At 42.4% G+C, this 12,857-nt stretch carries 6 protein-coding genes; all 6 read left to right on the top strand.

Annotation, left to right across the window (positions count from 1 at the left end; translation table 11 throughout):
* The first annotated feature begins 238 nt into the window (after window positions 1-238).
* Entirely contained in the window at window positions 239-1,810 is a 1,572-nt protein-coding gene (locus AC1DSE_RS18875) for a response regulator transcription factor (RefSeq protein ID WP_441883118.1), read from the top strand.
* Window positions 1,807-3,516: a cache domain-containing sensor histidine kinase gene (locus AC1DSE_RS18870; RefSeq protein ID WP_477528026.1), complete on the top strand. Its 1,710-nt coding sequence runs from the start codon at window positions 1,807-1,809 to the stop codon at window positions 3,514-3,516. The genes AC1DSE_RS18875 and AC1DSE_RS18870 overlap by 4 nt, the downstream gene beginning before the upstream one ends.
* A gap of 212 nt (window positions 3,517-3,728) precedes the next feature.
* Window positions 3,729-9,149 (top strand): glycoside hydrolase domain-containing protein, encoded by a 5,421-nt coding sequence (locus tag AC1DSE_RS18865; RefSeq protein WP_477511128.1) that lies wholly within the window; start codon window positions 3,729-3,731, stop codon window positions 9,147-9,149.
* Window positions 9,150-9,578: 429 nt separating this feature from the next.
* Window positions 9,579-9,902, top strand: coding sequence for an L-rhamnose mutarotase (locus AC1DSE_RS18860; RefSeq protein WP_477511127.1), 324 nt, complete (start codon window positions 9,579-9,581; stop codon window positions 9,900-9,902).
* Between the two features lie 127 nt (window positions 9,903-10,029).
* A complete protein-coding gene (locus AC1DSE_RS18855) occupies window positions 10,030-11,424 on the top strand; it encodes an alpha-L-fucosidase (protein WP_477511181.1) in 1,395 nt (464 codons plus the stop codon).
* A 472-nt stretch (window positions 11,425-11,896) separates the two neighbouring features.
* Window positions 11,897-12,457, top strand: coding sequence for a hypothetical protein (locus AC1DSE_RS18850; protein WP_477511126.1), 561 nt, complete (start codon window positions 11,897-11,899; stop codon window positions 12,455-12,457).
* Window positions 12,458-12,857: the final 400 nt, after the last annotated feature.

Below are 12,857 nucleotides of genomic sequence, written 5' to 3'. Positions count from 1 at the left end.
CCTCCCAAATAGATAGTTTGTTTCTCGATACTTTTATCATTGTAGTATAAATGTCATTTTCATCGAAATAACAGATTTTTGCGAAACCTAACAGAATTCATTTGGAAGTAAGAATTTAAGAATGTGATTTAATACAATGGTATGAATGGGAATGTCCTGTGTGCTATGCTTTGGATTGTAGAGAGTATCCTCAAGTGGTGAGTGAATAGCGATCGTTTGAACAGACAGGGAGGAAAATATGTATCATATATTAGTCGTCGATGATCAACAAGCTGAAATCGAAGCCATTGAATGGCTTATTCATAAGCATGCTCTACCATTTTCTGTTGCTCAGGCCAATGATGGGGAAGTGGCACTGGAATATATAAAGGGCCATCATGTAGATCTGTTATTCACAGATATTCGCATGCCATTCATGGACGGTCTAGAGTTAATTAAGCAGGCAAAAGCAGTCGTTCCGAACCTTAAAGTACTTATTTACAGTGCATATGGGGAATTTGAATATGCACAAAAAGCGATTCAGCTTGGAACGGTTCATTATATGTTGAAGCCGATTGATGTGAAGGAATTCCTAAAAGTGTTCCATTTCATCATCGCTATACTTGAAGACGAACGGCTTCAGAGAGAGAAAGAGGATCTGCTCGTTAAAGGCTTTCATAAAGGAGTGGCGTATGAGAAAGAGAAGCTCCTGTTTGATCTCTTTCAGGGTCGTGAGAGTGACGTTCATTACGAGGAACGGGCAGCTTTTGCAAGCCTAAATCATCTGGTAAATAAGCGAATGTATATGATTATGATTGGATTGCAAAATCGTTTTTTTGATCAACATCATACAGAAGCGTTCGATTTTCTACAATCGATTTGTACACATGAGATGCTTTTTTTAAATTTGAATGAGTATCAAAGCATCATGCTAGTCGCTATTGATCCAGCTTCAAAGAACCGCGATAACCTGCAAGAGCTTATGGCTTATGGGGATTGGATTAAAGAATGGCTGGAGACTCGCTTCGACCGGCGAAGTTTTATTATTGTTGGTAGTCCGGTAGAGAAGCTAGAGGGACTTCATGATGAGTTTACCCAAATGGAAGAGTTAATGAATTTTCGTTTTTTTATGGAAAGCAGTGTCGTTTGTTCCAAAGAAGATGAAAGCTTTCATGACCATATAGACGACGAATCGTTAGAGCTTATGCTGAAGGATATTTATACTTCCATTGCACAAAAGGAATATTATACACTTGAGCATCGAATAGAGTTTCTCATTGCAAGTATGCAAAGTTGTAAGCGCTTTAGTTCTATGTATGCCAAGCTATTATTTACAGACATATTAAAAAAAATAGTAGAGTCTCAAGGCAAAAGAAACAGCAATTTATTAAAGAATGGTTTTGAGCGAATCGCACTATGCAATTCGATTGCTGAGTTGAGGCAAGTCATTTTATCCGTTTTTCAGGAGCATTTGCTGCAAATCGAAACGGCGACAGATGATCAATGCCGCAAAGTGATTGAAGATGTACAGACTCTCATCCAGATGGAATACGGAAGTGATATTGGGGTCGCCTATTTAGCCAATCGCGTCTTTTTATCGCCAAGTTATTTAAGTTTTTTGTTTAAAAAAAATACAGGCCAAAACCTAGTCAAATATATTACAGCCGTTCGTATGGAGCGAGCGAAGGAGTTGCTGCGAGATACAACGATTAAAGTTGTTGATATTGCCAGTACAGTTGGATTCACGAACACTTCCTATTTTAATTTAATGTTTAAGCAATATAATGGCTTGACTCCAGTTCAATATCGTGAGGTAGGTGGGCGAAGGTGACTCTACTCAAATTTATCCGTAATCTCCGCCTGCGCCAGAAATTATTACTTTCTTATGTGATTGTCATCTTCCTGCCAACCATTGTACTGGGCTTATATGCCTACCATAACTCTAAATCTTCATTAGAGAGCCAGTTTCTGCAAAGTGCGGATAACGAGGCGAAGAAAGTCACTTTAGAGATCAGTTACCGACTTCAGAGGCAGGATGTGTCAATAAAATCGATTGTTTTCCATCCTACGGTTATCGAGATGATGAGTAACCCGAATCTGGATTTGTACACACAATTAATGATGCTGAATGATAAAATTGAACCTATTTTTTTTAACTTGATGTATATGGTTAGGGATATGAATGAGATAATGTTGTACTCCGAAAGTCATCAATCTGAAATAGGAAACTTCATGACGCCTTCATCTGCAATTAAGGAGAAGGATTGGTATCTAGAAACAAAGGGCAGTGATACAACCAAGTGGTGGTTTGAAGATGGAGAATTGTTTGCCACACGAGTGATTTACAATATCGAGTTTAGGACCGTGAGCGCTGTACTTTATGTTAGATTTGATTACCACAAAATCTTCGGTGATTTCATTGGCAGAGTGAACGGAGGGAATGGCATCATCATTACCGATAGACAGAATCGGCCCGTATTATCAGAGCATGCTGGGCAGATGGATGATGTTCAACTTCAATCACTTTCAAGGAAAGGCACTTCAAATGCAAAATTAGATGGCGAATCCTATTTAGTTGTAAACAAAGATATTCCTCAAACCGATTGGATACTTCATTATTTGGTTCCCGACAATCAGTACAAAACAGGCATTGGCAATATTTTAAGCGCAACGGGCATCATTGTACTCATCTGCATGGTTTTTCTAAGTATTATTATCTTCTTGTTCTCAGAAACGCTGTTAAAAGGAATCGAGAAATTAAACACCAAAATGAAGATGGTGGAAGACGGTGATCTTACTATTGTTGTATCAGCGAATTCCAAAGATGAAATCGGGCAGCTTACCAATCGATTCGGTTCTATGCTTAAACAAATTAATCAGCTCATTTCAGAGGTATATCAAACAAAAATTACGCAAAAGTCTGCCGAACTGAAAGCGCTACAAGCTCAAATTAATCCCCATTTTCTATACAATTCTTTATCTTTAATTAATTCAAAAGCGCTGCRTATCGATGCCCAAGAAATTAGTGACTTGGTAAATCAACTATCTAGTTATTACAGAACAACTTTAAATAAAGGGAAGCAGATTATTTCGATTCAAGATGAATGGACAAACGTCCAAGCGTACATACATATTCAATTAGCAATGCACAATAAAAGGTTTGACGTAGAATTTGATGTGGACGACAAGGTGTTTCAATTTGAAATGATCCATTTGATTTTGCAACCGATTGTTGAAAACTCGATTATGCATGGCATCGATCTTAAGAGGGAGGGCCGAGGTAAACTCATCCTGCGGGCAAGTCTCGACGGTGAAGATATTGTATTTGTTGTGGAGGATAATGGTGTCGGTATGGAACCTTATAAGATTAAGCGTATTCTTGAACATGAAAGTGCGGGTTATGGCATTAAAAATGTGCAAGAAAGATTACAGCTCTTATTTGGATCCGAATACGGGATATTAATTCATAGTCAATCCGGGATTGGCACTTCAGTTATCGTACGCATACCGCAGTATCGTCATATAAGTGATCAATAGCCATGATCAAAAAAGGGTCAATGCTCATAAGAGCACGGCCCTTTTTTTGTTTCTAATCGAAATCTGTTAGATTTCAAAAAATACTGTTATTTTACAGGGTTTCRAATGATAATACAATGTAATTGTGAACAGACGGCGTTGTCAACCGCCTTTGTAAGCGCTTCAACAAATGGTTTCTGAATTAAAAAAAAGAATGAGAGGATTGTTGATCCATGTTCAAGCGAACAACGTATAAAATGCTTTGTTTTATGATTCTAGCAAGCTTCTTTTATCAGAACAATACTGCTCATGTCTATGCTGATAGCGGCCAGCTGGATGTATGGGTGGTTAATGCATTGAAAGCCGTATATAGGACCAGCACGATCCCCGCAAGTCCTGGGAACAGCATTGATCTTGTTTCAGCCAGAAACGAATACGAAAATGAGCAAATTGCTGTAAGAAGCACTACTGATTTTGAGATTACTGGAGTTGAATTTTCCAATCTTGTATCTTCTGGCAATACGATCTCAAACAGCAACTTAAGCTATCATTTTGCGGAATACGAACTTGAAGATACAGTGCAACCCAATCAGTATTGGCCGGATTTGGTAGGCGAGCAAATCTATCCCTTATCAGCAATCCCCGACCCGCTGTCCAACGAGCCATCTATACATGTGGCGGCAAATTCAACTCAACCCATTTTAATAACGAATTTTGTTCCAGCCGGTGCTGCTCCTGGCTTTTATCAAGGTATGGTTACAGTGAAAACGACTTTGGGCGATTATCAAGTACCTATTGACGTTGAGGTAGCTAACGTTGAAATCCCTCAAACCTCTGAAGCTAATTTCGTTAATTATCAGTGGTCGATGACGAATGGTTTTATGATTGGAGGTAATCCGCCTGAGAATGTTGATGATCCTTTAACTCAGAATAGTTATGACGTTGGTCAGTACTATTACGGAGTGGAAACATATAGCGATGAATGGTTTGAGCTTATGGATAATTTCGCCAAAATCATGAGCGACTATCGACAGAACATGATTTGGGTTCGGACAGACTTGTTATTAAACGCAAATGGTACCAAAATGGCGTCTTTTAAAGACGGGATACCTAAAGATATCGACTGGTCCTTGTTTGATCGATATGTTCAAACCTTTATGGATAGAGGGATTACTCATTTTGCGAACATTCACTTGATCCATGCATTAGAACAAATGCCGCAAAGCGAAAGGCCAAACAAAGAAAATCCCCAAGATCCGTGGTTAACGTCAATACCTAAGAACAATTCACTACCTGCAACAGACGCTTATCTTACTAACTACTTGACGGCATTGCACGATCATTTAGAGGAAAAAGGTTGGCTTAACGATAATGGCTTCACTTGGTATCAACATACTAAGGACGAACCCAACGGTTCTAGCATTACAAACTATATGACGTATATAGCTAGAAAAGTAAAAGAGATCGTTCCAGATTTCAAAACATTGGACGCTGATGCGGGCGGTACTTTAATGAACGAAGCCATTAAACCCTATGTGGATGTTTGGGTTCCGTTAACGCCGGTTTTTCAATACAATAAGGATTTTTATAAAAAGGAGCAAGCGGCCGGCAAAGACTTGTGGGTGTATACTTGCGATGCCAATCCGGCTCCGTGGTTGAACAGATTCTGGACACAGCCCACTATGACTGGCAGGCTGTTATTCTGGAATCTTAGTCAAGACGATGTTAAAGGGCACTTGCATTGGGGATGGAACGTATGGTATGTCCCACATTATGGCGATTCCACGATCGTATATCCGGATAATGATAATATGACGGTTAAGAGCTCGCTGCGCTACGAAGCCCAAAGAGACGGACTAGAGGATTACGAACTGATGCACAAACTCAAACAAACCAATCCTGATCTTGCCGAGCGTATAGCTGACAGCGCTGTTAGCCCTTCAGATCCGAGAAAATATACCATTGACCCTGAATATATCAGAATGCTTCATAATTATCTGGTTAAAGCTGCTGCCAGTGAACCTGTGGGTGCAATTCCCGTGCCAACGAGTCCCTACGATGGGCAAGATGTACCTATGACATACATGACCGATAACGCGACCGGCGAAATCACCTTCAACGGTGAATGGTTTGCAAAAAGCCGGAAATACGCTTATATGGGCGGTGTGCAAGCCACATTGAAAGCGGAAGATTATTTGACCTATACATTTACAGGGTCCGGAATCGATCTTATTGCAGAGAAAAATGAATACTCCGGTAAAATTGCCGTATACATCGACGATTCCGCTCCGGTCATTATTGATCTATATGAAAAGGTTCAACTCGATTCAATATCGGTATACAGCAATCATAATCTATCAGCAGGCAAGCACACGATCAAGGTAGTGAACCTAGAGAACAAAAGCCTATTCGTTGACGGTTATCGAGTGAGCATGTATGAAGGACAGCAGATCTATGACGGAACACTACAAAGTTTGGACCTGACTAGCTCACCTTCGTTTCATTTTAATAAGGACAATATTAATTACCAAGTTATCGTTCCCAGTGATGTTAACGTATTCTCCATTACGCCAACGCTTTCGGATGCAAATGGAACTCTGGAGGTCAACGGACAACGTATTGGCAGCGGAAAGAGGCTTACATTCAACATTCCTACAGGTAAAAGTAAGATCCATATTCGGTCTACCGCAAGTGATGGGGAAACCACGAGACTATATACTTTGAACTTTCTCAAAGGCAATGTGAATCAAACGACCACCAATATTGCGAGAAGTTATTCAGCGATTACAGCAACAGCTGCCAGGGAAGACAGCAGCGGATATGGCGTTTCGAATATGGTTGACGGCAGTTACGGTTCCATGTTTGCTAGTATTAGCGGGTATACTAACACCCATCCGTTCCCACATGAAATCAATCTTACTTGGGATCAACAGATGACCTTTAATACGATTGTCATGGCCACGCCATCAGGGTTATTACAGGGTATAACGGATATTGACGTTGAGGCTACTTCGGATGGAACGAATTGGACAACAATTGCGAAGAGGGTACCGATTCAATGGAATAGCAGCACAGACGACAACAAAATGGAATACACGTATGTCAATATCCCTACGGTTAATGACGCGCTGAAGCTGAGAATACGGGTCAATGACGCCAACAATACGTATTGGGGCATATACGCTTTATATGAGCTTGAGCTTTATAACCTTCCAGACAACGGAGAGATTAGTCCAATAGCAGATGGAACGCTAAGAAATTTAACAATCTCTAATGTTCCTTCCTTTACGTTTGACAACAGCACGACGACCTACCCGGTAATGATTCCTATTGATGTAAACACCATCGCGATTACGCCAACGCTTTCGGATGAAGAGGGTACGCTGCAGATCAACGGAAAGACCGTCGCCAATAACACGGCGCAGGCGATTGATATTCCAATCGGTAAAAGCATGGTTCATATCAAGTCCACCGCAAGCGACGGGACGACTTCAATGCTCTACACGTTGAACATTTTGAAAGGCAATGTGAATGAACCCGGCACCAATATTGCCAGAAGCTATTCTAACATTACAGCATCAGCTGCCAGGGAAGATAATAGCGGCTATGGTGCTTCGAATATGGTAGACGGCAGTTATGGAACCATGTTCGCGAGTATAAGAGCCAATCATCAATTTCCGCATCAGATTAATCTTACTTGGGAACAGCCGCAAACCTTTAACACCATCGTCATGGCCACAACTTCTGGATTACTCCAGGGTATTTCCAATATTGATGTTCAGGCTTCTACAGACGGAGTAAACTTTGAAACCATAGCGAATGGCGTACCCATCCAATGGAAAAACAGCGTAGATGACAACGTAATGGAGTACACCTTTGCCAATATTCCTACAATAAAGGACGCAATGAAGCTGAGAATACAAATCAATGATGCGAACTATACGACGTGGGGCATGTACGCTTTGTATGAGCTTGAGCTCTATAACCTTCGGGAAAACGGTGAGATTGGAGCTAAGACACATACGATCACAGCGAGTGCAGGGGATAACGGAACGATCAGCCCGAACGGCGCCGTTGTAGTCGATGAGGGTGCTGATCAAAGCTTTACATTCAATCCGAACAATGGATACGAAATCGACAAGGTCTGGGTAAACGGTACCGACGTGTCAGTGACCGCCAACGTCTATACGGTTACCAACGTAACTGCCGCCCATATGATCAATGTTACGTTTAAGCCAAAGGATACTGGTGGCGGTGACCAGACACATACGATCACAGCGAGTGCGGGGGAAAACGGAACGATTAGTCCTAACGGCGCTGTTGTAGTCGATGAGGGTGCTGATCAAACCTTTACATTCAATCCGAACAATGGATACGAAATCGACAAGGTGAGGGTAAACGGAACCTCCGTGTCAGTGACCGACAACGTCTATACGTTTACCAACGTAACTGCCGGCCATATGATCAATGTTACGTTTAAGCCAAAGGACACTGGCGGTGGAGACCCTTCTACTGGTGGTGGCAATGGTACAGTCAATGGAAATACCGATTCTCATACACTTATAGTGAAAACGGAAGACCTTACCTCTCCAGCTTCCAACGGAGTTGTGACAATCATAGCCAAAGATAAAGAGAAAATTGTACTTCCTGCTAATGCAGCCGAACTGCTCGGACCTAATCAATTAGTCATTCAAATGGGTCCATTCACGTTGGAAGTACCTGCTGAATTGCTTAAACAGTTGGTAGATAAATTGTCCGCAGAAGATAAACAAAACAGTAAGATAGAGTTGATCATGACTCCCTTATCCGAATCCGATGCTAACAAACTTCTAGCGATAAGGCAATCTTCCACACTTGCACAAATTAAACTTTCCGGCAAAGTGATCAATTTTAACTTATCGATTGTCGGGAAAGATGGTAAAGTGACAAGCTTGAGCAGCTTCGATAAGCCGATGACGATTCGATTCAAAGTGGATCCTTCCTTAAATCCAAAACTGACTGGCATTTACTACTTGGCAGACAATGGTATGCTGGAATATGTGCGAGGCACATTTATTAACGGAGAATGGGTCGCTAATATTTACCATTTTAGCAAATATGCGATGCTCGAATTCAAGAAATCATTTACCGATGTTAAGTCCACTCATTGGGCGGCCGATGCGATCGAACAGTTAGCGGCGAAGCAAATTATTGACGGAACTAGTGCGGCAATGTTCGAGCCAGAGCGTTCCATCACACGGGCCGAATTTACAGCTATGCTTGTCAAAGCATTGCATCTGACATCAGTAGGCGAATCGAAATTTACGGATGTGGCGAAGGGCGCCTGGTACGAAGATGCTGTTTCCATAGCTGTCAAAGCAGGCATTAGTAAAGGAACAAGCACAACGACTTTCGATCCCGATGCGAGAATCAAACGTGAAGAAATGGTCACCATGATGATGCGGGCGTATGTGATCTTGAAAGACGTCAAGTTGAACGGAAATACGGCTTCTTTCTTCACAGATGAATCCGCTGTGGCTGCCTGGGCGCTTGATTCAGTAAGAGCGGCGGCGGCACTTCATTTTATTAATGGACGCGATGCAAACAAATTCGTTCCGAGCGGTATTTCTTCCCGTGCCGAAGCAGCAGCTTTGCTCAATAGAGTTTTACAGTAAACATGTTAACCCTCAAGTCCTATATAGGGAGTCTTCGTTGAGACGATAGAACAATCCAATATAGGACTTCCTTGGGCACATCCTAAGTAGAGGAACAGCTCTTGCGGCAGCCTATGATTTGCCAGTTGTTCCGCATGTCGGAGAAATGGGGCAAATTCACCAGCATCTTGTGGGTGCAACGCATAATGCGATTATACTAGAATACTTTCCTTGAATTCGTGATATATTCGTTGAACCCGCAATGGTGAAAAATGGATTTATGTCCTCCCAGAAATGCCGGGTGCTTAAACAGAGGTCATTCTCCAGTATTTTGATAATTATCGTATCCGATAATTGTTAGTATAGAAAAGAAGATGGATAAACCAACTGGCAGCAATTCCACCTCTATACGTTGTCCACCTTTTATATTTGAGTCAAAGAGGGATGACAATGAAAAGATACGGATGGATCATTAAGGTGAAAATGGATAGGTTAGCCGAATACAAAGCATTACACGCGGCAGTATGGCCTGAAGTCTTAAATCGGTTAAAAGAAAGTAACGTCCAAAATTACTCTATATACTACCGAGATAGGAATCTCTTTAGTTACTTGGAATACACGGGACAAGACTTCGAGAAAGATATGGCTAATATGGCTGCTGACCCGATCACGCAAGCGTGGTGGAAACTAACAGATCCGTGTCAGGAACCAGTTGATTCCGCTTCGGAAGGAGAATGGTGGACGACAATGGAGGAAGTATTTCATATGGATTAAGGCGTTTCTTCAAATTTAACTACATAGAGTGATTGAGTTAAAAGAATTTGAGGAAAGTCTTAGACAAACGTAAAATTTTCACTTCGAAGTGACACGGAGAACAGAAGGAGGCAACAAGGTGAACGATATGGAAATCAAAGAACTTCAGCAAGCTGAAGTTCCGGAATTGAATGAAGGCGTCCACGGATACAGCAGCGAGACGAAATGGATGAAACCAGAAAATCCGATTACTCTGGAAAGATTGGAATGGTTTAAGGATCAGAAATTGGCCCTAATGATGCATTGGGGACCTTATTCGCAGATCGAGGCCGAGTCCTGGATTCTCAGCGATGAAGACGGTGAATGGGCGCGTAAAGATGTCGACTGGACGAGCGATTACGAAGAGTTGAAGCGCGAATATTTCGGCCTGAACCGCACGTTCAATCCGTTCCGCCTCCAACCGGAGGTATGGGCGGAAATCGCCGCCGAAGGCGGGTTCAAATATTTGATCTTTACGACCAAGCATCACGACGGATTTTGCATGTGGGACACACATACGACGAATTACCGGATTACCGGCACCGAAACACCGTTTCATGCACACCGCTATGCCGACGTTTGCAAGCATGTGTTTGACGCTTTCCGCAGCAAGGGGCTTGCGATCGCCGCTTATTTCTCGAAGGCGGATTGGCATATGCCGTATTACTGGGCGCCAGGAATGGAGAGGGGCCGCGATACGTGGAGAGGGCCATCGTACTCCCCCGAGGAATATCCGTGGCTGTGGGAGAAATTCGTCGATTTTACCCATGAGCAAATCATGGAGCTGATGACCCGTTATGGCCGGATCGATATATTGTGGCTGGATGCGGGCTGGGTCAAAGCGAGTGACGAGGTTAAGCAGGACATTCGTTTGGGCGAGGTCGTCGAGCGAGCCCGTCAAACGCAGCCCTGGCTGCTGTCCGCGGACCGTACAGTCGGAGGGCCTTACGAGAATTATGTGACGCCGGAGCAAGCGATTCCGGAGCGACCACTGAACGTACCGTGGGAAAGCTGCATTACGATCGGCAAACAGTGGGCCTTCAAATACGATGATCAGTATAAATCGGCGAGGGAGATCGTTCGAATTCTGATGGAAATTGTATCAAAAGGAGGCAATTTAGCGCTGAATGTAGGTCCTCAGCCCGACGGACGATTGCCGGCCGGGGCGATCAAAAGCATCAAGGAATTGGGCGCATGGATGGAGGTTTACGGCGAGGCGGTATACGGTACACGTGTGTGCGCGCCGTATTATACCGGTGCCTGCGCATTCACCACGAAAGGAAATACCGTGTATTGTACTTACTTATATGAAAGCGCAGATGCAACCGTCTCCAAGGTCGTTCATATTCCTTATCAGGAGCCCGTTTCCGGCATTGAGCTTGTCGGAAGCGACGCCTTGCTGCAGGTTGAGCGTACGCCGGAAGGTATCTCGATCACGCTTCCGGATTGCGAATTGAACGCGCAGGCTCCGATCGCCCATGTTTTTCGCATGCAGAAGGGCTAGGGGGAAAGTGAGTGATAAGATTAAGTCGCGTAAATCGCGGCTTTTTCTATTTATGGGAGCAAGTTCTTGTCATTGCTTGGTGTCAAGAACATCGTCCCAATCCCGTTTTGTGACAAGAACATAGTCCCATTCCTGACGGATGATTAATAGAGGGGGGGAGATTACCTAAACAGTAAGAGCGACCAAGCCTAGGTTGAGTAACATAACGATTGCTAAGTAATATAGGGCTTACGCTTCAAAGTCATATTGAAAAAAACGAAAAGCATGCCTGATTTCTGGCGTGCTTTTCGTTTTTATTTTTATCAACGCCTATATCCAAAGTAATTATTATCTATTGTCTTTAGGCTACAAACTAGATTGCAGACAAGTTATTAGCTTAGATGGGTGACTTTATTCTGTGTATTAAATAACCCGTCTACAAAACCGATAATAGTAAAGGTAGGAAATTATTGCAAACAAGGGAGAGGCTTAAATGTCCAAATGGGGTAAAAAGAGCATATACATCATTCTGTGCTTAGTCACGATGGCAGTATTTGCAGGTTGCGGAAAAGAGAAAACCGAAGAAGAGAAATTGCAAGAACAATTACAGCAGGCTTTCAAAGATGCGGGGATACAACTAGATAATTCGTCTCAGTCAGATGAAAAACCTACTGTAGAGTCAGAATTAGCGGAGATCAACAACTTCGTCACTAGAGATATTTGGAACGATGGTCTTGTAAATATCGGTCACTTTGCCCACAGTGGTACTTCTGCAACAGGAGAAACCATAGATATGGAATTCATGATCCAGCAACTCGGCAAGGCGATGGAAAAGAAAGCAGAATACGATAAGTATATCCAAGGAATAGATTCAAAATATGATGAAGTGAAACAATTATGGACGAAGGTTTCAGGCGAGATTGATACTTTGTATAAAAAACTTCAAGATAATCCTCCAAAGCCTAATGACGCAGACTACGAGTTTGATACCGGATTGTATCAGCAATACAAAGATGCTTTTTCGGAAGAAGTAGAAACACTAAACCAAAAGTAATAAACTACTTAATTCAGATGTTGAGCAGCTTTGTAAGATGACATAAGTACTATTTCATTAAAGGCCGCAAAAATCGCGGCTTTTTTTATTTAAATGATCAAGTTCATGTTTGGTCAAGTACAGTCGTCATCAAAAGATTAAACGAAGTCATTTTCAAAAAAGTACTGAATAATATGACATACTGTTGTCATCATTCCCGCCCTATAAAAAAGGTTGAGAATATTAAACGGGTGGAGGTATCACCATGATCCCATCAAACAAAGTAATTCTTAATCGCTCCTGAAAATGAAATTGAACCTTCAAAAAAGCGAAGACGAGCAAGTGTGCTCGTGTTTTGCTGGAAAGCTGCATGATATGAGCACAGGAGTTGGGCGGAAGTGAAGCTTGTGGAGAGTACACC

Source organism: Paenibacillus sp. 01L418, assembly GCF_056400045.1.
The sequence above is the reverse complement of the archived record's forward strand: the minus strand, read 5'-3'. Positions and strand labels throughout refer to the sequence as shown.

Bases quoted from the DNA above. Each gene is read 5' to 3' on its own strand.
- AC1DSE_RS18865 (WP_477511128.1), top strand. From the start codon at position 3,729: ATGTTCAAGCGAACAACGTATAAAATGCTTTGTTTTATGATTCTAGCA.
- AC1DSE_RS18850 (WP_477511126.1), top strand. From the start codon at position 11,897: ATGTCCAAATGGGGTAAAAAGAGCATATACATCATTCTGTGCTTAGTC.
- AC1DSE_RS18875 (WP_441883118.1), top strand. From the start codon at position 239: ATGTATCATATATTAGTCGTCGATGATCAACAAGCTGAAATCGAAGCC.
- AC1DSE_RS18860 (WP_477511127.1), top strand. From the start codon at position 9,579: ATGAAAAGATACGGATGGATCATTAAGGTGAAAATGGATAGGTTAGCC.
- AC1DSE_RS18855 (WP_477511181.1), top strand. From the start codon at position 10,030: ATGGAAATCAAAGAACTTCAGCAAGCTGAAGTTCCGGAATTGAATGAA.